This is a genomic window from Streptomyces sp. NPDC001606 (assembly GCF_053596835.1).
This window is the reverse complement of record NZ_JBSFHC010000013.1, coordinates 58152-79538: the sequence shown is the minus strand read 5'-3', so window position 1 is coordinate 79538 and position 21387 is coordinate 58152. Positions and strand designations below refer to the sequence as shown.

The window sequence follows — 21387 nt, the reverse complement described above, 5'->3', positions numbered from 1 at the left end:
TTTTCAGCCTGGCAGGGCGGGGTGGCTCTATCGCCATGGCGTCAAGGTCTTGGCAGCGACTTCAACATCTTGTTGAATTGCGCGCCATGCAGATACGGATCTCCTGGCCCGCGGGAAACCTCACGGCGACCCTCGACGGCACCACACCGACCGCGCAGGCCCTGGCGAAGGCACTGCCTCTCACCTCCACCGCCCAGACATGGGGCGAGGAGGTCTATTTCGACACAGGCGTCTCTGTTTCACGTGAAACGGACGCCCGGCAGGTCGTGGAGCCGGGCACGGTGGCGTTCTGGACGGACGGCGACTCGCTCGCCCTCCCCTACGGCCCCACACCGATCTCACGAGGGACCGAGTGCCGCCTCGCGAGCCCGTGCAACATCCTCGGACGGGTGGACGGGGACGCCGGCGTCCTGGCGACCGCACGGGCCGGCGACCCCATCCGGGTGGAACTGATCGACGAGTAGAGCGGGGAGCGAGGCACCCGCCCCCCGCCGACGTCGGGCTACAGCCACTGCGGACGCGGAGCTACAGCTCCTTGTGGAACGCCTCCGTCACCTTAAGGAAGATGTCGTTCGCCTCGGTCTCGCCGATCGTGACCCGCACACCCTCGCCCGGGAACGGCCGGACCACCACTCCGTGCTCCTCACAGGCCTGCGCGAACGCGACCGTCCGCTCCCCCAGCCGCAGCCACACGAAGTTGGCCTGCGTCTCCGGCACCGTCCAGCCCTGAGCCCGCAGCGCGTCGACCACGCGCGTGCGCTCGCACACCAGCGAGCCGACCCGGCCCAGCAGTTCGTCCTCGGCCCGCAGCGAGGCGATCGCCGCCTCCTGCGCCAGCTGGCTCACGCCGAACGGCACCGCCGTCTTGCGCAGCGCCGCCGCCACCGGCTCATGGGCGATCGCAAACCCGACACGCAGCCCGGCAAGGCCGTACGCCTTGGAGAACGTCCGCAGGACGCAGACGTTGGGCCGCTCCCGGTACAGCTCGACACCATCGGGCACCTCGGGATCCCGGATGAACTCGCGGTACGCCTCGTCCAGCACCACCAGCACATCGCTGGGCACCCGGTCGAGGAAGCGCTCCAGCTCGGCCCGCCGCACCACCGTGCCGGTCGGGTTGTTCGGGTTGCAGACGAAAATCAGCCGGGTCCGGTCGGTGATCGCCTCCGCCATCGCGTCCAGGTCGTGCACATCGCCCGGCGTGAGCGGCACCGGCACCGCCCGGGCACCGCTGATCTGCGTGATGATCGGGTACGCCTCGAAGGAGCGCCAGGCGAAGATCACCTCGTCGCCGGGTCCGCTGGTCGCCTGGAGCAGCTGCTGGGCCACACCGACCGAGCCGGTGCCGGTGGCCAGGTGGGAGACCGGGACGCCGAACCGGTCCGACAGCTCGTCCATCAGGCCGGTGCAGGCCATGTCGGGGTAGCGGTTGAAGTTGCAGGCCGCCGCGGTCACCGACTCCATGACGCCCGGCAGCGGCGGGTACGGGTTCTCGTTGGAGGACAGCTTGTAGGCGACCGGCCCGCCGGCCGCGGCGGGCTTGCCCGGCTTATAGGTGGGGATACCCTCCAGCTCGGCGCGCAGCTTGGGGCTCGTCTCGCTCACCGCAGTCCTCCTCGCGACCACCGGCGGACCGTCGACGCCGCCGGCTTCCAATACTCCTCACCTTATGAGGATTCGGCAGTCCTGAGTACCGGCTGCGGGCAAACCCCGTCGATCACACTGTCATCACGGGCATCACCGCACGAAGGCGTACGTTTCAGGGGGCGCGCCGTACATATATCTACGCGCCGGTGGCTCACGCCGTGGCGCGCGTCCCCCGTGAAGGTGAGTTGAGACCTCTTCGAGACATCGGGCACTTGGCAGGTTCATACGCTTCACCACGACACGTCCTTCTACTGAACCGCTCAACTACCTTTGCTTCCAAGGCAGTTGAGCATCCATGACCTTGCAGAAACGTGCCTGTCAACGCGTGCATATGCGTCCGCACTACCCCACCGCATGAGCCCTACTATCGGCTCGCCATGACAGCAGCAGGGAAGCATCAGGTGAGCCGCGCGGAAACCTCACGCCGAGGCAGCCGGCCGGGCCGGGCGGGCATCAGGGACGTGGCCGCCGCCGCCGGAGTCTCCATCACTACCGTCTCCGACGCCCTCAACGGCAAGGGCCGGCTCCCGGATGCCACCCGGCGCCATGTCCGTGAGGTCGCCGACCGGCTGGGGTATCGACCCTCGGCCGCCGCCCGAACCCTCCGTACCGGCAAGTCCGGCCTCATCGGCCTGACGGTGACCACGTACGGGGATGAACCTTTCACCTTCACGGAGTTCGCGTACTTCGCCGAGATGGCACGGGCCGCGACCTCGGCCGCGCTCGCCCGCGGCTACGCCCTCGTCATCCTGCCCGCGACCTCCCGGCACGACGTGTGGTCCAACGTCGCCCTGGACGGCACCGTCGTGATCGACCCCTCCGACCAGGACCCGATGGTCAGCGAACTGGTCCGCCAGGGACTGCCCGTCGTCTCCGACGGCCGCCCGGTCGGCTCCCTCCCCGTGACCGCCTGGGTCGACAACGACCACGAGGCCGCCGTCCTCGGCATCCTCGACCACCTCGCCGACGCCGGCGCCCGCCGTATCGGGCTGCTCACGGGCACCACGACGGACACCTACACCCATCTGTCCACCACCGCCTACCTGCGCTGGTGCGAGCGCGTCGGCCAGGATCCGGTCTACGAGGCCTACCCCGCGCACGACCCGTGCGCCGGTGCCGTCGCCGCCGACCGGCTGCTCGCCCGCCCCGACCGGCCCGACGCCGTCTACGGCCTGTTCGACCCCAACGGCACCGACCTGCTCGCCGCCGCCCGCCGCTACGGGCTCCGGGTCCCGGAGGATCTGCTGCTGGTGTGCTGTAGCGAGTCCACGGTGTACGCCAGTACCGAGCCGCCCATCACCACGCTCTCGCTGAAGCCGCGCCGCATCGGCACCGCCGTGGTGCAGCTGCTCATCGACGCCATCGAGGGCGTCGACTCGGACCACCCGGTCGAGCAGGTGATACCGACCGAACTGATCGTGCGCACCTCCTCCCAGCGCCGCCCCCCGCGGACCACGGTCAGCCCACCGCGGTCACCGGACGAGGCATAGCCGCCGGGCGAGCGGCGCCCGGGCAGCGGAGGCCGGGACGGCGCGCGGACGACGGATCACCCACGGTCGTGGAGAGTCGTCCATCGCGTGCCCGACCGGTCGCCGCGCGTCGGCCGGCACGCCACGACGACCGGTCGTACCCGGCACCGCACGACCGGCAAGCGGCCGACAGCGCCTCCGCTACCAGCCGAACACCTGCCCAAACGGGGCGAAAGCCGCGGCGAACCGGAGTCTTGTTCCGATTCACCACCCCTGGGTCATCACACGGCGCGACGCGCATTCCTATGATGGGCCCACGACACCGCGGACCGCTGCGACCAGGCAGTCCGAAGCGGTGCAGATGCGGCGCGATGGTGGAGGGGTCTGATGACTCAGGGGGCCGGTCAGGGACCCGAGGTGGAGCGGACGGCGACGCTGCGCGACTTCCGGGTACCCGCGTACGTCCACGAGACCGGTCCGTACGTCCACCAGGTCCATCCCGGCGACGCCGTCCCGCCCGCCGACACGGCCTACCCGGGGGACTACACACCCACCCAGCGCGACCTGCCCGTCATCAACCGAGGTGACACGCTCCAGCTGCCCGTGGACCCGGCGCCCGCCGCCCCGGCTCCGCAGCCGGCGGCCGGTCCCGGACCGCTGTACGTCGTCGGCGACGTCCACGGCTACCTCGCCGAACTGGTGGCCGCCTTGCAGGACCGGGGGCTGATCGACGCCTCCGGCCAGTGGTGCGCGGGCACCACCCGGCTGTGGTTCCTCGGCGACTTCACCGACCGCGGTCCGGACGGCATCGGCGTCATCGACCTGGTCATGCGGCTGTCCGCCGAGGCGGCCGCGGCCGGCGGCTACTGCAAGGCCCTCATGGGCAACCACGAGCTGCTGCTGCTCGGCGCCAAGCGGTTCGGCGACACCCCCGTCAACTCCGGCGCGGGCACCGCCACCTTCCAGGCGGCCTGGCTGCTCAACGGCGGCCAGAAGACCGACATGGACCGTCTCCAGGACCACCACCTTCAGTGGATGGCCCGCCTGGACGCCGTGGAGGAGGTCGACGGCTATCTGCTGCTGCACTCCGACACCACCGCGTATCTCGACTACGGGGACTCGATCGAGGCCGTCAACGACACCGTCCGCGAGACCCTGACCCGCAACGACGCCGACGAGGTCTGGGATCTCTTCCGCAAGTTCACCAAGCGCTTCTCCTTCCGCGACGAGGGCGGCGCCGCCGCCGTGCGCTCCCTTCTCGATACGTACGGCGGCACCCGGGTCGTTCACGGGCACAGCCCCATTCCCTACCTGCTCGGCGAGGTCGGCTCCGAGGACGGCGAGGAGGGCACCGGCCCGGTCGTCGAGGGACCGCATGTCTACGCCGACGGGCTCGCCATCGCCATGGACGGCGGAGTGACCATGGCCGGAAAGCTGCTCGTCGAACAACTCCCTCTGGAGAATTGACCGTTCGCCGGGCAGGCGTCCCCCGGCGGAGATACGTGCAGGCCGGACCCCAATTTCCGGCAACCCCCTGTCACCGTGTGCCGTCACGGCTCTACCATCGGCGTATCCGTAGCAGGCTCCCCTCCGTTTCTGCCCGACGGCTCGCCGGCGTGCGAGCCCCAAGCCCTACGGAGCACCGGGGGATGCACATGAACAGCGTTCCGCAGCATCTTCAGAGCGAGGACCGCCAGGAATTCGAGCGGCTCCTCGATGAGGCGCTGCGCTCCGCACCACACCGACCGGAACTGACCGGTGTCGGACAGCGGCTCAATCCCGAGCAGCTGCGCACCATGGCCCTCAACGCCACCGCGCTGATCACCCAGGCCGCGGCGGCCGAGTACCAGCACTATGTGAAACTCCGCCAGGAGCTGCGCCAGCCGGCGATGACCCCCTCGTCGCCGGCCGACTCCGGCTCCGCGGAACCGGACGAGGACACGACGGGCTCCGCCACCGGCCTCGGCGACGACGCCGAGAGCAGCGGCGCGGGCGCCCTCGCGGTCGTCGCCGTACTGGCGCCCGTCCTCTCGGGCACGGCCGCGGCGATCTTCCTGCTCGTCGGCTACATCCTGAAGATGCTGAACCCGGAGCAGTCCCTCGCCCAGACCATGCTCACCACCGGCTGGGTGTTCGGCGCGGTGACCGCGGCCGCGATCCTGCTCGCCGCCGTCGGCCTGCTGCTGACCGCACTGCGCAACAGCACCTCGCCCGAGGCGCAGGCCCGCGACGCGGCGAACGAGGAGCTGGCCAGGGCCAGGCAGGCCTGGCTGGGCGCGCTGCTGGAGCGCGGCATCCTGCCGTTTCTGCGGGAGGCGCTCGCCGCGTCCGGCCCGCCCGCGCTCCATCGCACGACTCCGACGGCCCCGAGCGGCCGCATACCGCGTCTGGGCTACGACCGTCCCGGCTTCAGCAGCCCCGACGCCGGCAGCGCGTCCGGCCGCCCGGGCTTCACCAGCCCGGACTACACGAGCCCGGACTTCGACGGCCCGGACCACCAGCCCGACTAGCCCGGCCCGCCTGCTGGGCGGATGTGAGCCGAGCGGACGTGAGCCCAGTGGGGCGGGCCGCGCGGCCGAGCCGGTGTGGCACCACCACTCCGGTCAGCCGCGAGCCCGCTCGTGTGCCGGACCCCCTCAAGGGGTCCTGTGGCGGGGTGAGTTCACCGCGCCCCGGATCAGTCGGCGATCGGCAGATAGACCCGGTTGCCCGCGGCCGCGAACTCCTGGGACTTCTGCGCCATCCCCTCCTCGATCTCGGCCTGGCTGCCGCCGTGCTCGCGGCGGATGTCCTGCGAGATCTTCATGCTGCAGAACTTCGGCCCGCACATGGAGCAGAAGTGGGCCGTCTTGGCGGGCTCGGCCGGCAGGGTCTCGTCGTGGAACTCCCGCGCCGTGTCCGGGTCCAGGGCGAGGTTGAACTGGTCCTCCCACCGGAACTCGAAGCGGGCGTCGGACAGCGCGTCGTCCCACTCCTGCGCCCCGGGGTGCCCCTTGGCGAGGTCCGCCGCATGGGCGGCGATCTTGTAGGTGATGACACCCGTCTTGACGTCGTCCCGGTTGGGCAGGCCCAGGTGCTCCTTGGGCGTGACGTAGCAGAGCATCGCCGTGCCCCACCAGGCGATCATCGCGGCGCCGATGCCGGAGGTGATGTGGTCGTAGGCCGGCGCGACGTCCGTGGTCAGCGGGCCGAGCGTATAGAACGGAGCTTCATCGCAGATCTCCTGCTGAAGGTCGATGTTCTCCTTGATCTTGTGCATCGGGACGTGCCCGGGGCCCTCGATCATCGTCTGTACGTTGAAACGCTTGGCGATCCGGTTGAGTTCCCCGAGCGTCCTCAACTCCGCGAACTGCGCCTCGTCGTTGGCGTCGGCGATCGAACCGGGCCGGAGGCCGTCACCCAGCGAGTACGTGACGTCGTAGGCGGCGAGGATCTCGCACAGCTCCTCGAAGTTCTCGTACAGGAACGACTCCTTGTGGTGCGCCAGGCACCACGCGGCCATGATCGAGCCGCCACGCGAGACGATGCCCGTCTTGCGGTTGGCGGTGAGCGGCACGTACGGCAGCCGGACGCCCGCGTGGACGGTCATGTAGTCCACGCCCTGCTCGGCCTGCTCGATGACGGTGTCCTTGTAGATCTCCCAGGTCAGTTCCTCGGCCTTGCCGTCGACCTTCTCCAGCGCCTGGTAGAGCGGCACCGTGCCGATGGGGACGGGGGAGTTGCGCAGCACCCACTCGCGGGTGGTGTGGATGTTGCGGCCGGTGGACAGGTCCATGACCGTGTCGGCACCCCAGCGGGTCGCCCAGGTCATCTTCTCCACCTCCTCCTCGATGGAGGAGGTCACCGCGGAGTTGCCGATGTTGGCGTTGACCTTCACCAGGAACCGCTTGCCGATGATCATCGGCTCGATCTCCGGGTGGTTGACGTTGGCGGGCAGCACCGCGCGGCCCGCCGCGATCTCCTCGCGGACCACCTCGGGAGAGACGCTCTCCCGGAGGGCCACGAACTCCATCTCGGGAGTGATCTCGCCCCGGCGCGCGTAGGCGAGCTGCGTCACCGCCTGGCCGTCCCGGCCCCGGCGCGGCTGGCGCGGCCGGCCGGGGAAGACGGCGTCGAGATTGCGCAGTCCGCCCCGGGGCGAGGTGTGCTTGATCCCGTCGTCCTCGGGACGGACGGGACGGCCCGCGTACTCCTCGGTGTCGCCGCGGGCGATGATCCAGTTCTCCCGCAGGGCCGGCAGTCCCCGGCGGACGTCGGTCTCCTGGAGTGGATCGGTGTACGGGCCTGACGTGTCGTACAGCGTGACCGACTGCCCGTTGGTGAGGTGCACCTGGCGGACCGGCACGCGCAGGTCGGGGCGGGAGCCCTCGACGTATGCCTTGTGCCATCCGATGGACTTCCCGGCCTCCTGGGACTTCTCGTCCTGAACAGAGGCAGGCGTGCGTGCGTCCTTGTTGGTCATAAGACCTACTCCCTACGCCGGCATTACCCGGTAACAGGTTCGGCGGTCGACGCAGCGGCTTCCGTCCACCGATGTTTCACGTGGAACATCGCTCGTTCCCTGCGAAACATCGCGAGTACGGAGGTCAGCGCCCTCTCAGCCCGGTGCTCCGAGCTCCCGCGTGTGCAAAGGTGCCCCCACGCTAGCGTCATGTGTGGCGTGATGAACAGTGGGCCCCCACCGTTCTTGCGATGATGCGGCGATGACCAGCATGGAGCAGTACCCGTATCAGCCGCCCGAGCCGCCCCGCCCGGACAGGTCGGTCCGGGACGGCGAACGGGACCACGGCAGCCGTGCGGTCGGTGGTGGACATGGCCAGGGGCACGCTCATGGCCATGGACACAGTCACAGCCACGGCCCCGCCGCACCGGTCTCCCGGCATCTCCGCAAGGTCATCGCGGCGATCCTGATCCCGTTCACCGCGGCGGTCGTGGTCGGCCTGGTCGTTCTCTGGCCCGGGGGAGCTCCTTCGCACAAGCGCAGCGGTGTCGGCTTCGACCGGCAGACGCAGCAGGCCACGGTCACCCGGGTCGTCGAAGTGAGCTGCCGTTCGGTGAACGCCTCTGGTGAGACCCCGACCGGTGACACCTCCACCGCCGAGGGCACCTCCGCGGTCCAGGAGGCGGGCGGTTCCTGCAAGAAGGCCACCGTCCGGGTCGACACCGGCAAGGACCAGGGCCGTACGTTCACCGAGATCGTGCAGCCGGACCAGTCACGCCAGCTGGAGCAGGGCGAGAAGGTCGTCGTCGCCTACGAGCCGTCGGCACCGAAGGACCTCCAGTACTCGGTGACCGATGTGAACCGGAAGTTCCCGATGGCTCTGCTCGCGGGGATCTTCGCGATCGCCGTCGTGGTGGTGGGCCGGCTGCGCGGTGTCATGGCACTGGTGGCGCTGGCCGTGAGTTTCCTCGTGCTGACCATGTTCATCCTGCCGGCGGTCCTCCAGGGCTCGAACCCGCTGCTCGTGGCCGTGGTCGGCTCCAGCGCCATCATGTTGATAGCTCTGTACATGTGCCACGGCCTGTCGGCGCGTACCTCGGTGGCCGTGCTCGGCACGCTGATCTCGTTGTCGCTGATCGGTCTGCTCGGCTCGCTGTTCATCGGCTGGGCCGCGCTGACCGGAAACACCGACGACAGCACCGGCCTGATCCATGGCCTATATCCGAAGATCGACATGAGTGGTCTGCTGCTGGCGGGTGTCATCATCGGCTCGCTCGGCGTCCTGGACGATGTGACCGTGACGCAGACGTCGGCCGTCTGGGAACTGCACGAGGCCAACCCCTCGATGGGCTGGCGCGGGCTGTACCGGGCGGGCATCCGCATCGGCCGCGACCACATCGCCTCCGTGGTCAACACGCTCGTCCTCGCCTATGCCGGTGCCGCGCTGCCGCTGCTTCTGCTGTTCTCGATCGCCCAGAGCAGTGTGGGCACCGTGGCCAACAGCGAGCTGGTCGCCGAGGAGATCGTGCGCACGCTGGTGGGATCGATCGGTCTGGTCGCCTCGGTCCCGGTCACCACCGCGCTCGCCGCGCTGGTGGTGGCGGCCGACCGTCCGGGGCCGGACGGCCAGGCGCTCGCCGGCGCCCAGCCGGTACCGGCGCGGGGCGGCCGGGGCCGCCGCCGCAAGCGATGAGCCCTGGGGGCGTCGGCCGCCTCGCCGCGTGACCCGCATCCGCAGAAGCGTTACTGCACCGTTCCATGCGGTGTGGCGGAGCGTCCGACGCCCTGTGCCTCGTCTTCTCAGCCGGCGCTCTGTTCCTCGGCCAGGATCCGGTCCAGGGCCTCGTCCAGGTGAGCGTCGAAATCGGCCAGCGCGCCCTCCTGGCCGAGCGGCACCAGCTTGTCCGTACGGTCCAGGAAGGCGACGAGCGGCGGCGCCGAGGAACGGAACAGGGCGTGGTCGCTGCCGACCTGAAGCCTGATCAGCACCTCACCGAGCACCTCGGAATCCGCGGGGGCGATGTGCACATCACCCTCCCCGCAAGGCCGGCCGACCCCGTCGATCAGCAGTTCACGTCCGAAAGCCCAGGTCACCGGCGCATCACCGGGCAGGTGGAAGGTGAGCCGCACCGCATAGGGATCATCTGTCTCGTAGCGCAACTCCACCGGAATGCGGAAGGAGAGTTCCTCCGAGACGAGAAAATTCATCATGACCTCTGCCTGTACGGACTCGTGCATCGCCTACCCCGTCTTACGACATCGATTGGCCGGGATTAGTCCCTCTGACCGGTCAAATCTTGCTGAACGTACACGGCAGATCACAAGGAGTAAGTTTTCAGATACTGATAGAGAGGGCGAGCGACCCCAGATGACGCCCGATCTCCGCCTGGAGCAGACGGGCGGCGGGAAGCAGACGGTCGGCCTGGTGGAGGGGGAGCGAGATGGCCATGGTGGCCGCCATGGTGCCGACCGTGATCGGGACCGCCGCGCAGACCGTGCCCAGCGCGTACTCCTGGCGTTCCACCACGGGCTCCGTGCGGGGGATCCGGGCCAGCCGCCGCAGCAGGGTCTCGTCGTCCTGCACCGTGTACGGGGTGACGGCCTGCACGGGATAGCGGGCGAGATGGTCGCGCCGCGCCTCCTCGTCCAGCTGTGAGAGCAAGCACTGCCCGATGGCGTGCGCGTGGCCGGTCGCACGGAAGTCGGCCCACTCCTCGACCGCGGGGGCGGCAGGCGAGTCGGAGACGCACATGACCTCGATCTCGCCGTCCCGGTACATGGCGTAGTAGACCGGGACACCGATGGAATCGCGCCAGTGCGCAAGAGTGTCGGCGACGGTGCTGCGACGTTTCTGCCGTGCCGCGCTGCCGCTCAGCCGTTCGACCGCGTCGCCGAGGAAGAACAGGCCCTTGTCACGGCGCAGATAGCCCTCGTGCACCAGCGTGCGCAGCAGGTGGTAGGTCGTGGGCAGCGCCAGCCCCGTCTCCCGGGCGAGCCGTTTGGCGGGCACGCCCTGGTCATGGACGGCGACGGTCTCCAGCAGGCGCAGGGCGCGCTGGACGGACCCGATGAGGGTGGCGGCGGCCGGTGAAGGGGGCGGTGCTGGGGCTGTTGCCGCTGCGACGTCAACCGTGGCCAAGGGTCACTCCCGGAGCGCGAGGGGGCAGCCGTGCGGGAATGCGCACGGAGGGGGCTGCGCTGCCCACGGGGCCGGATCCCGCGGGGAGTTCCGGACTCTAACCGCCTGGCGCCGGGTGCAGACCGCCTCGCGGGGAAACTTCCCTCGGCCGAGGGAACCGGCGATCCTCCTGAGGGTCACCGGCTCCCGCTTCGCTCACCAGTCGCTGCGCGACGAGGAGTTGGACATGAACTTGCGCACGATGTAGATGAGTCCGCCGACCAGAGCGACGAAGACCAGCGCCTTGAACAGCAGGCTGATCACGAAGCCGAGCACCGACAGAATCAGGCCGCCGAACACCATCAGGGCGATGACCGGCACCGCGACCCACTTCACCCACCACGGAAGTCCCGCGAAGATCTCTCGCATCGCCCTCGTCCTTTTCGTCTCGTGCGTTGTCTGGTTTCTGCGTTCTGCACTCGATGCTAGGACCGCGAGGGGGTGGTGCGGGGGCCTCGCGACCCCTGTCCTCCCCTGACCTGTCCCCTAGGGAACCCCGGGGCCGGAGTCACGCCTCGGGCGGAGAGAAGACGACGAGAACCCTCAGATCCTCGCTGATGTGGTGGAACTTGTGCGCGACGCCGGCGGGCACGTAGACCACGCTGCCCCGGGCCACCTCGGTCGTCTCCAGGCCGACGGTGATCGAGGCGCGGCCGCTGACGACGAAGTACACCTCGTCCTGGTTGTGCGGTTTCTGGGGGTCGTGCTCGCCCGCGTTCAGGGCGTACAGGCCGACCGACATGTTCCGCTCCCGCAGGAACTGAAGGTAGGCACCCTCATGGGCGGCGCGCTCCGCCTCCAGTTCGTCCAGCCGGAATGCCTTCATCGCCGTTGCCGCCCTACTCTCACTGCTCATCACCGACCTGGTCTGCCACGATCAGACACATGAAGAATTTCGTAGTCAAGACGATCGCCAACGCGGGCGCCCTCGCGGTCGCCGTGTGGCTGCTCGACAAGATCACCCTCACCGGTGACAACACGGCCAAGAAGGCCGGCACCCTGATCGTGGTCGCGCTGATCTTCGGCTTGGTGAACTCCCTGGTCAAGCCGATCCTGAAGGTACTGACCTTCCCGTTGTTCATCCTGACCCTCGGGCTGATCACTCTGGTCGTCAACGCGCTGATGCTGCTGCTGACCTCCTGGGTGTGCGGCAAGCTCCAGCTGAGCTTCCATGTCGAGGGCTTCTGGACGGCCGTGGTCGGCGGCCTGATCATCTCGGTCGTCTCCTGGGCCCTGCACATGATCCTCCCGGACGAGGACTGAGCCCGCCATGAGCTACCGCGTCTGCTTCGTGTGCACCGGCAACATCTGCCGTTCCCCGATGGCCGAATCCGTCTTCCGCGCGCGCGTGGCGGAGGCCGGGCTCGAGGATCTCGTGGTGGTGGACAGCGCCGGCACCGGTGGCTGGCACGAGGGCGAGGCCGCCGATCCGCGTACCGTTTCGGTCCTCGACGAGAACGGGTACGGCACCGAGCACGTCGCGCGCCAGTTCCAGCCCTCGTGGTTCGACCGCCTCGATCTCGTCATCGCCCTCGACACCAGCCACCTCAAGGCCCTGCGCCGCCTCGCACCCACGGAGGAGGCCGCCCGCAAGATCCGCCTCCTGCGCTCGTACGACCCCACCGCCGGCGACGACCTCGACGTACCCGACCCGTACTACGGAGGCCCAGACGGCTTCGAGGAGTGCCTCGCCATGGTCGAGGCCGCGAGCACCGGCCTGCTCAGCGCCGTACGGGAGCAACTGGAGGGGCGGGCCGCATGACCGACGCCACCCACGACGACGCCCGGCCCGGCGAGGGCACCCGCGCTGTGCGGGCCGGTCTGCCCGAGCCGGTCAAGAACGAGCCGTCCCTGCCCGGGCCCGTGTTCGCCGCGCACTACCACCTGCCGGGCGAGGTGTCGGGACCGTACGCCTACGCCCGGGACGACAACCCGACCTGGACCCATCTGGAGCGCGCGATCGGGGAGCTGGAGGCACCCGGCCGCGACGGCGTCGAGACGCTGGTGTTCGCCTCCGGCATGGCCGCGATCTCCGCCGTGCTGTTCTCCCAGCTGTGCGCCGGGGACGCGGTCGTCCTGCCCTCCGACGGCTACCAGGTGCTGCCGCTGGTCGGCGCCCAGCTGGAGGCCTACGGCATCGAGGTACGCACCGCGCCGACCGGCGGTGACGCGCAGCTCGAGGTGCTCGACGGCGCCCGGCTGCTGTGGATCGAGTCGCCGGCGAACCCCGGTCTCGACGTGTGCGACATCCGTCGCCTGGTGGCGGCGGCCCACGCGCGCGGCGCCCTGGTCGCCGTCGACAACACCCTCGCCACCCCGCTCGGCCAGCGCCCGCTGGAGCTGGGCGCCGACTTCTCCGTGGCCAGCGGCACCAAGCAGCTCACCGGCCATGGAGACCTGCTGCTGGGCTACGTCACCGGCCGCGACGCCGATGCGATGGCGGCCGTACGCCGCTGGCGCAAGATCGTCGGGGCGATCTCCGGCCCGATGGAGGCCTGGCTCGCCCACCGGTCCCTCGCCACGCTCCAGTTGCGCGTCGACCGCCAGAACGCCACCGCCCTGGCCGTCGCCCGGGCCCTGCGGCAGCGGCCCGAGGTGTCCGGTCTGCGCTACCCGGGGCTGCCCGACGACCCCGCGCACAAGATCGCGGCTCAGCAGATGCGCCGTTTCGGCTGCGTCGTCTCGTTCACCTTGCCCACGCGCGCGCGTGCCGAGCGTTTTCTCGCCTCCCTGCGCCTGGTGGAGGACGCGACGAGCTTCGGCGGAGTCCGCTCCACGGCCGAGCGGCGCGGCCGCTGGGGCGGAGACCCGGTCCCGGAGGGCTTCATCCGCATGTCCGTCGGCGCCGAAGACCCCGAGGACCTGATCGCCGACCTCCTGCGCGCCCTGGACGAATCGGCGGCATGAGCGCGGGTGCCTCGGACGCACCGACGGTCCGAACCTCCCCCCTCGTGGCTCGGACCGTCGTCGGTTCCGTGTGCGAAGAACCGCGCGACCAAGGCTAGTTGACTCAGTGTCAGTGTCCAATCACGCTAGCGACAGGGACGTATCGACATATTTATAGTTGATGCCTGCCTGGACCGGAGGAGGGCAGGGACAGGGAGGCATGCCATGGATCTGGCCTTGCTGCGCACGTTCGTCACCGTGCACCGGGCCGGGTCCTTCACGCGTGCCGCAGCCCTGCTCGGACTCTCCCAGCCCGCCGTCACCGCGCAGATCCGCTCCCTGGAACACCAGCTGGGCAAGCCGCTCTTCCTCCGCCAGGCGCGCGGGGTGACCCCCACGACCATCGGTGACGAACTCGCGCACAAGGCCGCGCCCCATCTGGACGCCCTGGTGGAGATAGCGGAAAGCGGCCTGGACGACGAGTCCTCGTTACGGACGCTGCATCTCGTCGGCCCGCCGGAGTTCATCGCCGAACGTGCCTTGCCCGCCCTCACGGAGCTGGCCGGCGAGGACAGCCAGGGTTTCGCGCTGCGGGCCTCCTTCGGCACCGCGGAGGAGGCACTGGAGGGCCTGGCCGCCGGACATCATGACCTGGCCATCGCCACGGCCCGGCCGCGTGGCGCCCTGCTCACCGCCACCGCGCTCTGCGACGAGGAGCATGTGCTGGTCGCCGCCCCGCGCTGGGCCGAGCGGATCGACCCGGACGCGCTACGGCTGAAGGGCGCGTCGGCGCTGGAGCATCTGCCCGTCGTCGAGGTCCATGAGTCTCTGCCCTTCGTCTCGCGCTACTGGGCCTCCGTCTTCGACTCCCGTCCGGCCGCCTCGGGCACGGTCATCGTTCCCGATCTACGGGCGGTCCTCGCCTGTGCGACCGCAGGCGCCGGCCTGGCGGTGCTGCCCCGCTATCTGTGCGGTCCGGCCCTCGGCCGTAGGGCGATCGCCGCCCTGCACGAACCGGCGGTGCCGCCACTGCGCACCTACTTCCTGGTGGTGCGTACCGGCACACTGGCCATGCCGCATATCGCGCGCGCCCACGAGTGGCTGCTGCGGGCGGCCGCGGGCTGGTGTTGACACCGGTACTCCGGGTGCACGCGGTGCGCTCGGACGGTGGCGCTTTGCGATGTTTCACGTGGAACCAGCCGGGCCACATTTCTCCCATGACCGTCCGACCCGTGGTCAAGCGCACCGCCCGTGCCGTTCTTCTGGACGGTGACGACCTGATCCTGATCAAACGAACCAAGCCCGGCGTCGATCCCTACTGGGTCACCCCCGGTGGCGGGGTCGAATCCCGGGACCCGACCGTCGTGGACGCCCTGCACCGAGAGGTGTACGAGGAGCTGGGCGCCAAGATCACCGATGTGGTCCCGTGTTTCGTGGACACCGTGGAGCACATCGGCGAGGACGGCGGCGCGACCGGCGTGAAGGTGCAGCACTTCTTCGTCTGCCGGCTGGAGTCCATGGACCCGTCCCTGCGTCATGGGCCCGAGGTGGAGGAACCGGCCGGCGAGTACGAGATCGTCCGCGTCCCGTTCACACGCGTCGGCATCGCCTCCGTCCATCTCGTCCCCCTGTCGCTGCGCCACTACCTGGACGGCAACATCGAGGGGGTACGGGCCATGCACGCACCCGACCTGGGATAGGGAGGCTTCTTCCAGGGCGACGGAAATGCGCTGGCCGGCGACCGGCGGGTGACAGCCCCTCCGCCCTCCTTCGCTCACCCCGCGGCGCCGACCAGTTCATAGGCGTCCCACAGGTCCCTGCCGGAGTAGGAGTGGGTCGCGAGGCCGGACAGGTGCGCGTCCGCGTTGACCGCGACGGAGACCGGGACGACAGCGAACAGTTCCTTGTCCGACGACGAGTCGCCGTACGCCACACAGTCCGCGCGTGCCACGCCGAACTCCGCGCAGAGCCGGTCCGCGATGGTCACCTTGGCCGCAGCGCTCATCACCCCTGCCGGATCGACCGGCTCGGTGAACGGTATGACCGGGAAACGGGACCCATGGGCCGCATGCGCGCCCCAGCCGAGCAGCCGCTCCACGAAGAAGGAGGGCGAGAGAGACACCACGGCGCAGTAGTCGCCCACTCGCCGGATATCGGCCCAGACCTCTCGGATCCGGGCGAGCCAGGGCGCCCCCTGGAACGCGGCGCTGACATGCGCCTCGGTCAGCTCGGCCCACAGCTCGTACACCCGCAGGGCGTACTCCGGCGGACCGATCCGCCCTTGCGAGATCGCCCGCTCCAACGCGACCGTCTCCGCTTCCCGTCCCAACTGCCGGGAAATCTCCAGCGGTGCGGTGGTGCCGTGCAGCAACGTGCCGTCCAGATCGAACAGATGCAGTCTCGCCATGGCCCGAGGCTAAACGCCTGCCGATGTTTCACGTGAAACACTCCGAGCTGTCCACGCGGCGACGGCATGACCAAAAGCACGTGTGTCTGTATCGAAACGGGTGGACGCCGGGGGTGCTGGTCGGCCAGCCTGACGTGCGTGCCAACTCCTTCCCTCGCCGCACTGCCCATCCGACGTCTGACCCTTCGCGATCGCGCCGCCTGCGCCGACCTGTCCGAAGATCGGGGGTGGCCACGCGAGGAACACAAGTGGGGCTTCCTCCTCACGGCCGGAAAGGGCTACGGCATCGATGACCCCGAGGGTGGTCTCGTCGCCGCCTGCGTCGTCACGGAGTACGGCTCATGGGAGCGCACCGACCTCGGCGCCATCGGCATGGTGCTGGTGGCCGAGCGGCATGCCCGTCAGGGCGTCGGACGCCGTCTGATGCGGCATGTCCTGGAGTCGATGGGGACCACCCCGCTCACCCTGCACGCCACGCCGAACGGTCAGCCCCTCTACGAGGAGCTGGGCTTCAAGCAGACGGGCCGGGCGGAGATGCTGATGGGCCGCTTCGTCCCCGGCGGAGCCGAACCGGCCGTCATGACACGCCCCGCGACCGCCGAGGATCTTCCCTCGGTCCTGCGGCTCGACGAGGAGGTGTTCGGCGTCGATCGCACCCCTCTCATCACCCGGCTGCCGGCCTTCGCCGACCAGCTGCGGGTGGCCGAGGAGAACGGCCGGATCATCGGCTACGCCGCGGTGTGGCCCAATATGCACACCCATGTCGTCGGCCCGCTGATCGCCCGTGACACAGAGGTCGCGAAGGCTCTCATCGCCTCGCTGGCCGCAGGGACGGACCGCCCGCTGCGCACCGATATCGACGTACGCCACCAGTCGCTGCTGACCTGGGCGAAGGCCCGGGGGCTGGCGTCGGTGGCCTTCAACGCGGTGATGACGTACGGCATCGCGGAGCTCCCGGGGGACTGGACCCGGCGCTTCGCGCCGCTGACGGTGGCTGCGGGCTGAGTCGGGGCACCGCGAACGCCGGCCCCGGCTTCGAGAGCCGGGGCCGGCGTCGTGTGTCCGGGCCGGTGCTCAGCCGAGGGCGCGTACGGCCGCGGTGGCGAAGGCGTGGTCCTGCTCCGGCGTGCCGCCGCCGACGCCGATCGAGCCGATCAGCCGGCCGTCACGGTGGACCGGGACACCGCCCGCGATGAACAGCAGCGGCCGGTCGAGCGCCGTGGGCAGGGTGTGGAAGAGACCGCCCGGCTGGACGGCGTCGACCAGGTCGGCGGTGGGCGTGTTCAGCTGGAGCGCGGTGTAGGCCTTGCGGGTGCTGGTCTCGCCGGAGATCAGCACGGCTCGGTCGTCCCGGCGGAAGGCGAGCAGGTGGCCGCCGGCATCGAGGACGGTGACGCTGACGGTGGCTCCGGCCTCCTCGGCCGCTCGGCGCGCGGTGGTGACGAGCAGCTCGGCGTCCTCGACGGTGATCGGGGCTACGGCGGTGCTGGGCATGGGGATGTCTCCTCGGGGGTGCTGAGGGTGGGCGCCGGCGTATCGGACCGGCGGTCCCGGTACGTGGCTGGTGGGGGTGGAGAGGCGGTGTTGCGGCGGCTCAGTGGTGCACGGGGGTCCGCTGCCCGGCGGGGGCCCCGGAGGCGACCACGGTGCTGCGGGCGCTGTCACGGCGTTCCAGGGCCGCGGACAGGACGGCGAGGAGCAGGGCGGCCGCGGCGAGCACGGCGCCGACCCAGTTGGGGGCGGTGTAGCCGTAGCCGGCCGCGATCACCAGGCCGCCGAGCCAGGCGGACAGGGCGTTGCCGAGGTTGAAGGCGCCGATGTTCACGGCCGACGCGAGCGTCGGGGCGCCGTGCGCCTGGTCGAGGACGCGCTTCTGAAGCGGCGGGACGGTGGCGAAGCCCAGCGCGCCGATCAGGGCGATGTTCACGGCGGCCGCGATCTTGTTGTGGGCCGTGAGCGAGAAGAGCGCCAGGACGAGGGCGAGCGCGCCCAGGGAGATGTACAGCATCGGCATCAGGGCGCGGTCGGCGAACCTGCCGCCGACGAGGTTGCCGCCGACCATGCCGAGGCCGAACAGGACCAGCAGCCAGGTGACCGAGCCGTCGGCGAAGCCGGCGATGTGGGTCATCATCGGCGCGATGTAGGTGATGGCGGCGAACACACCGCCGAAGCCGAGGACCGTCATCGCCATGGCGAGCAGAACCTGGGTGTTCTTGAAGGCGGCCAGTTCATGCCGGAGATGCACACCCGCGGGCCGCGGCAGCTCCGGTACCAGCCGCGCGATACCGGCGAGCCCGACGACGCCGAGGGCCGCGACGATGCCGAAGGTGACGCGCCAGCCGACGTGCTGCCCGATGAGCGTGCCCAGCGGGACGCCGACGACGTTGGCGACGGTCAGTCCGGTGAACATCATGGCGATGGCGCCGGCCTTCTTGTCGGGGGCCACCAGACCGGCGGCGACGACCGAGCCGATACCGAAGAAGGCTCCGTGGGCGAGCGAGGCGACCACTCGGCCGATCAGCATCACCGCGAAGACCGGGGCCACCGCCGAGATCAGGTTGCCGGCGATGAAGAGGCCCATCAGCAGCATCAGCATCCGCTTGCGCGGCACCTTCGTCCCGAGGACGGTCATCAGCGGAGCGCCGATCACCACCCCGAGTGCATAGCCGGTGACGAGCAGGCCCGCCGTGGGGATGGACACCCCGAAGTCACCCGCGACCTCGGGCAGCAGACCCATGATCACGAACTCGGTCGTGCCGATTCCGAAGGCCCCGATCGCGAGGGCCAGAAGCGCGAGAGGCATGAAGGGGTACACCTTCCCTAACGATTGCAGGAGCGCTTTTCGTGCGTCCACAATAGTTGCAGACGCGGGATACTTGCAAGCGATGACTATTGCAGAGGTGCCCTACCCTGGAGACAGCCGCTCCTGGACGGAGGAAAAGGACCCATGACAGCGACGGACCCCGCGCTCACCGCCCTCGCCCAGGGCTGGTGCGCCCTCTCTGCGCTGCACGGACGGATCGAGGCGCACATCGAGCGCGCCCTCCAGGCTCGGCACGACCTGAGCGTGCGCGAGTACTCCCTGCTGGACGTGCTCAGCCGGCAGCACGACGGCGAAGGCGGACATCTACAGATGAAGCAGGTCGCCGACGCGGTCGTCCTCAGCCAGAGCGCCACCACCCGCCTGGTGACCCGCCTGGAGGACCGCGGGCTGCTGGAGCGCTACCTGTGCCCCACCGACCGGCGTGGCATCTACACCAACGTGACCGAGTCCGGTCTGCGGTTGCTGGAGGAGGCCCGGCCCACCAATGACGCCGCCCTCCGCGAAGCCCTCGACCAGGCGTCCCGGAATCCCGAACTGGCCCCGCTGGTACGCGTCGTGGAGTCCCTCGACGTATCCGCCTAGGCTGCGGCCATGGACGATCTTGAGATACGGGATGCGACCGCCGAGGACCTCCCGGCCATCGTCGCGCTGCTCGCCGACGATCCCCTGGGCGCCCAGCGCGAGTCACCCGACGACCTGACCCCGTACCAGGCTGCATGGCAGAGCCTGGAGGCGGACCCGAACCAGCACCTCGTCGTCGCTGTGCGCGCAGACCGGGTGATCGGGACCCTCCAGCTCACGATCATCCCCGGCCTCTCCCGCAAGGGGGCGACCCGGGCGCTCATCGAGGCCGTGCGCATCCACGCCGACGAACGGGGCAGCGGACTGGGCAGCCGGCTCATCGAGTGGGCGGTCGACACGGCTCGCCGACTGAACTGCCAGATGGTGCAGCTGACCTCGGACAAGACCCGCCCCGACGCCCACCGCTTCTATGAGCGGCTCGGATTCACCGCCTCCCACGAGGGATTCAAGCTCCAGCTCTGAAGGGCCGGACGCCCACAGGGCGGGGTGTGTTTCACGTGAAACACACCCCCGGCTCATCACTCAGCCGATCCCCCGCCACCCCTCCGGGTCCACCCCACCGGGCACGGCGACCTCCGGGTCGTAGGGCTGCCGAGTGAATACAAACGAGCCAAGATCGAAATGGCTCACCGTGCCGTCGGAGCGCCGTACCGGTGTCAGCAGCTCACCGGCCCAGTACCCCTCCAGCCCGGTCCAGGTGCCGTCTCCGTTCGCTCGCAGACGGGAGCGCCGGCCACCACCGCTCAGCGGGCCCAGCACGAGCAGACCGTCGGACGTCACGCGCAGCCCGAAGGCGTTGGTCCCCCAGTACCACTGCCCCGCCAGTTCCAGAACCGCCGGATCGACCACGCGCAGCGGCCGCCAGGGCTCGGGGATCCGGGGTTCCGCCTCGGCGACGATCCGTACGAGGTCGGCGCCCACGCCTCCGAGCAGCGGCCCGCTGGTGCAGTTGGCGAGCACCACCGCGGCGACATCGTCCTCCGTGCTGATGGTGAGGTTCGCCAGAAAGCCCGGCAGCGAGCCCGAGTGACCGGCGAGCACCCTGCCGTCGCGAAGCTGGATCTGCATACCGAGGCCGTAGGTGGCCCCGTCCAGCAGGTCCACCGGCTCGGCCGGCGCCGCCGGTGTGCGCATCTCCTGGACCGATGCCGCGCTGAGCACACGGTCGTCCCCCCGGACCAGGAAGGCGGCGAACCGCGCCAGGTCCCCCGTGGTCGACCACAGTTGACCCGCCGGTGCCATCCGGCCGAGATCCTCCAGCGGCTCGGGCAGCAGGGCGTCGGCCCAGGGATGCACGGCCCATCCATCCGTGTGCGGAGCCTGTGGCTGCGCGCTCGTACGGTGCAGGCCGAGCGGTTCCAGCACCTCGCCGCGCAGCACCTCCTCCCAGGGCGCGCCGCGCAGTTTCTCCACCAGCGCACCGAGCAGGGTGTAGCCGGTGTTGGAGTAGTGGTGGCGAAGACCCACCGGATGGACCAGCGGCTGCTCGCCGAGCACATCGCTCAGCTCGGGCCGCAGCGAACCCGGGGTCCGCTCCCACCACGGCGCGGGCGACTCGGCCGCCAGACCGGCGGTGTGCGCGAGGAGTTCGGCGATCGTCGCCTCCCCCACACCGGTACCCGGCAGATGCTTCTCCAGCGGGTCACCGAGGCCGAGCACCCCCTCGTCACGCAGCCTCAGCACGAGGACGGCGGTGAAGGTCTTGGTGATAGAACCGATCCTGTACTGCACGTCCTCGTCCGGAGCCTGGCCGTCCACCGAGCTCCGCGACCCGTGCCACACGGCCTGTCCGCCCCGCACCACCGCGGCGACCAGCGAGGGCGCCCGCCCTTCGGACTGGGCGACGGCGATCCGGTGCAGCAGGGCACGCCGCGTGCCGGGCAGCAACAGTTCCTGAGATGTCGTCATGCGGCCAAGTCCACCGGTTGACGGGACAACCGTCGAATCCAACAC

Annotated in this window: 23 protein-coding genes; 13 read left to right on the top strand and 10 right to left on the bottom strand. The window is 70.0% G+C overall.

The features are described from left to right. Positions 1-86 precede the first annotated feature (86 nt). Positions 87-464 (top strand): cyclophilin-like fold protein, encoded by a 378-nt coding sequence (locus ACWCV9_RS23345; protein WP_385841499.1) that lies wholly within the window; start codon positions 87-89, stop codon positions 462-464. A 61-nt stretch (positions 465-525) separates the two neighbouring features. On the opposite strand, the gene hisC is transcribed toward ACWCV9_RS23345, so the two are convergent. Next, positions 526-1605, bottom strand: coding sequence for a histidinol-phosphate transaminase (hisC, locus tag ACWCV9_RS23340; protein WP_385841500.1), 1080 nt, complete (start codon positions 1603-1605; stop codon positions 526-528). A gap of 419 nt (positions 1606-2024) precedes the next feature. On the opposite strand from hisC, the gene ACWCV9_RS23335 reads away from it, so the two are divergent. From ACWCV9_RS23335 to ACWCV9_RS23325, 3 genes are all read left to right on the top strand, one after another. Next, positions 2025-3137, top strand: coding sequence for a LacI family DNA-binding transcriptional regulator (locus ACWCV9_RS23335; protein WP_385841501.1), 1113 nt, complete (start codon positions 2025-2027; stop codon positions 3135-3137). A gap of 366 nt (positions 3138-3503) precedes the next feature. Continuing rightward, the gene (locus tag ACWCV9_RS23330) at positions 3504-4583 is read left to right on the top strand and encodes a metallophosphoesterase (RefSeq protein ID WP_385841502.1); all 1080 of its coding nucleotides are present in this window, start codon (positions 3504-3506) and stop codon (positions 4581-4583) included. A gap of 182 nt (positions 4584-4765) precedes the next feature. Next, positions 4766-5626, top strand: a complete 861-nt coding sequence (locus ACWCV9_RS23325; RefSeq protein ID WP_450789207.1) for a hypothetical protein — start codon at positions 4766-4768, stop codon at positions 5624-5626. Positions 5627-5793: 167 nt separating this feature from the next. Here the strand turns inward: ACWCV9_RS23325 and thiC are convergent, their stop codons facing one another. Then, entirely contained in the window at positions 5794-7578 is a 1785-nt protein-coding gene (gene thiC, locus ACWCV9_RS23320) for a phosphomethylpyrimidine synthase ThiC (protein WP_450789206.1), read from the bottom strand. A gap of 241 nt (positions 7579-7819) precedes the next feature. Between thiC and ACWCV9_RS23315 the strand changes: the two genes are divergently transcribed. After that, positions 7820-9250: a YibE/F family protein gene (locus tag ACWCV9_RS23315; protein ID WP_450789204.1), complete on the top strand. Its 1431-nt coding sequence runs from the start codon at positions 7820-7822 to the stop codon at positions 9248-9250. Between the two features lie 107 nt (positions 9251-9357). On the opposite strand, the gene ACWCV9_RS23310 is transcribed toward ACWCV9_RS23315, so the two are convergent. The 4 genes from ACWCV9_RS23310 to ACWCV9_RS23295 all read right to left on the bottom strand — a co-directional run bounded on the left by ACWCV9_RS23310 (position 9358) and on the right by ACWCV9_RS23295 (position 11561). Then, positions 9358-9795 (bottom strand): SsgA family sporulation/cell division regulator, encoded by a 438-nt coding sequence (locus ACWCV9_RS23310; RefSeq protein WP_385841507.1) that lies wholly within the window; start codon positions 9793-9795, stop codon positions 9358-9360. A 97-nt stretch (positions 9796-9892) separates the two neighbouring features. Further along, entirely contained in the window at positions 9893-10606 is a 714-nt protein-coding gene (locus ACWCV9_RS23305) for an IclR family transcriptional regulator (protein WP_450789411.1), read from the bottom strand. 285 nt (positions 10607-10891) lie between these two features. After that, positions 10892-11104, bottom strand: coding sequence for a DUF5326 family protein (locus ACWCV9_RS23300; RefSeq protein WP_385841510.1), 213 nt, complete (start codon positions 11102-11104; stop codon positions 10892-10894). A 139-nt stretch (positions 11105-11243) separates the two neighbouring features. Further along, the gene (locus ACWCV9_RS23295; protein WP_450789409.1) at positions 11244-11561 is read right to left on the bottom strand and encodes a cupin domain-containing protein; all 318 of its coding nucleotides are present in this window, start codon (positions 11559-11561) and stop codon (positions 11244-11246) included. A gap of 59 nt (positions 11562-11620) precedes the next feature. On the opposite strand from ACWCV9_RS23295, the gene ACWCV9_RS23290 reads away from it, so the two are divergent. The 5 genes from ACWCV9_RS23290 (at position 11621) to ACWCV9_RS23270 (ending at position 15321) form a co-directional block, all read left to right on the top strand. Continuing rightward, entirely contained in the window at positions 11621-11998 is a 378-nt protein-coding gene (locus tag ACWCV9_RS23290) for a phage holin family protein (protein WP_385841512.1), read from the top strand. A gap of 7 nt (positions 11999-12005) precedes the next feature. Further along, on the top strand, positions 12006-12497 hold the full coding sequence (locus tag ACWCV9_RS23285; protein WP_450789201.1) for a low molecular weight protein-tyrosine-phosphatase: 492 nt from the start codon (positions 12006-12008) through the stop codon (positions 12495-12497). Next, positions 12494-13642, top strand: a complete 1149-nt coding sequence (locus tag ACWCV9_RS23280) for a cystathionine gamma-lyase (protein WP_450789200.1) — start codon at positions 12494-12496, stop codon at positions 13640-13642. The genes ACWCV9_RS23285 and ACWCV9_RS23280 overlap by 4 nt, the downstream gene beginning before the upstream one ends. 204 nt (positions 13643-13846) lie before the next feature. Then, positions 13847-14752, top strand: a complete 906-nt coding sequence (locus tag ACWCV9_RS23275; protein ID WP_450789199.1) for a LysR family transcriptional regulator — start codon at positions 13847-13849, stop codon at positions 14750-14752. A gap of 86 nt (positions 14753-14838) precedes the next feature. Beyond that, positions 14839-15321, top strand: coding sequence for an NUDIX domain-containing protein (locus ACWCV9_RS23270; RefSeq protein WP_450789197.1), 483 nt, complete (start codon positions 14839-14841; stop codon positions 15319-15321). 74 nt (positions 15322-15395) lie between these two features. On the opposite strand, the gene ACWCV9_RS23265 is transcribed toward ACWCV9_RS23270, so the two are convergent. After that, on the bottom strand, positions 15396-16028 hold the full coding sequence (locus ACWCV9_RS23265) for an HAD family hydrolase (RefSeq protein WP_450789196.1): 633 nt from the start codon (positions 16026-16028) through the stop codon (positions 15396-15398). A gap of 138 nt (positions 16029-16166) precedes the next feature. Here ACWCV9_RS23265 and ACWCV9_RS23260 point away from each other — a divergent pair, with 138 nt between their 5' ends. Next, the gene (locus ACWCV9_RS23260; RefSeq protein ID WP_450789195.1) at positions 16167-17033 is read left to right on the top strand and encodes a GNAT family N-acetyltransferase; all 867 of its coding nucleotides are present in this window, start codon (positions 16167-16169) and stop codon (positions 17031-17033) included. A 69-nt stretch (positions 17034-17102) separates the two neighbouring features. On the opposite strand, the gene ACWCV9_RS23255 is transcribed toward ACWCV9_RS23260, so the two are convergent. Together ACWCV9_RS23255 and ACWCV9_RS23250 are read right to left on the bottom strand one after the other, a co-directional pair. Further along, positions 17103-17522: a GlcG/HbpS family heme-binding protein gene (locus ACWCV9_RS23255; RefSeq protein WP_450789193.1), complete on the bottom strand. Its 420-nt coding sequence runs from the start codon at positions 17520-17522 to the stop codon at positions 17103-17105. A gap of 100 nt (positions 17523-17622) precedes the next feature. Beyond that, the gene (locus ACWCV9_RS23250; protein WP_450789192.1) at positions 17623-18831 is read right to left on the bottom strand and encodes an MFS transporter; all 1209 of its coding nucleotides are present in this window, start codon (positions 18829-18831) and stop codon (positions 17623-17625) included. Positions 18832-18975: 144 nt separating this feature from the next. On the opposite strand from ACWCV9_RS23250, the gene ACWCV9_RS23245 reads away from it, so the two are divergent. Continuing rightward, entirely contained in the window at positions 18976-19434 is a 459-nt protein-coding gene (locus tag ACWCV9_RS23245) for a MarR family winged helix-turn-helix transcriptional regulator (protein ID WP_450789190.1), read from the top strand. A gap of 9 nt (positions 19435-19443) precedes the next feature. Continuing rightward, positions 19444-19896: a GNAT family N-acetyltransferase gene (locus tag ACWCV9_RS23240; protein WP_450789189.1), complete on the top strand. Its 453-nt coding sequence runs from the start codon at positions 19444-19446 to the stop codon at positions 19894-19896. 60 nt (positions 19897-19956) lie between these two features. Here ACWCV9_RS23240 and ACWCV9_RS23235 read toward each other — a convergent pair whose 3' ends face one another. Continuing rightward, positions 19957-21342, bottom strand: a complete 1386-nt coding sequence (locus tag ACWCV9_RS23235) for a serine hydrolase domain-containing protein (protein ID WP_450789187.1) — start codon at positions 21340-21342, stop codon at positions 19957-19959. Positions 21343-21387 lie beyond the last annotated feature (45 nt).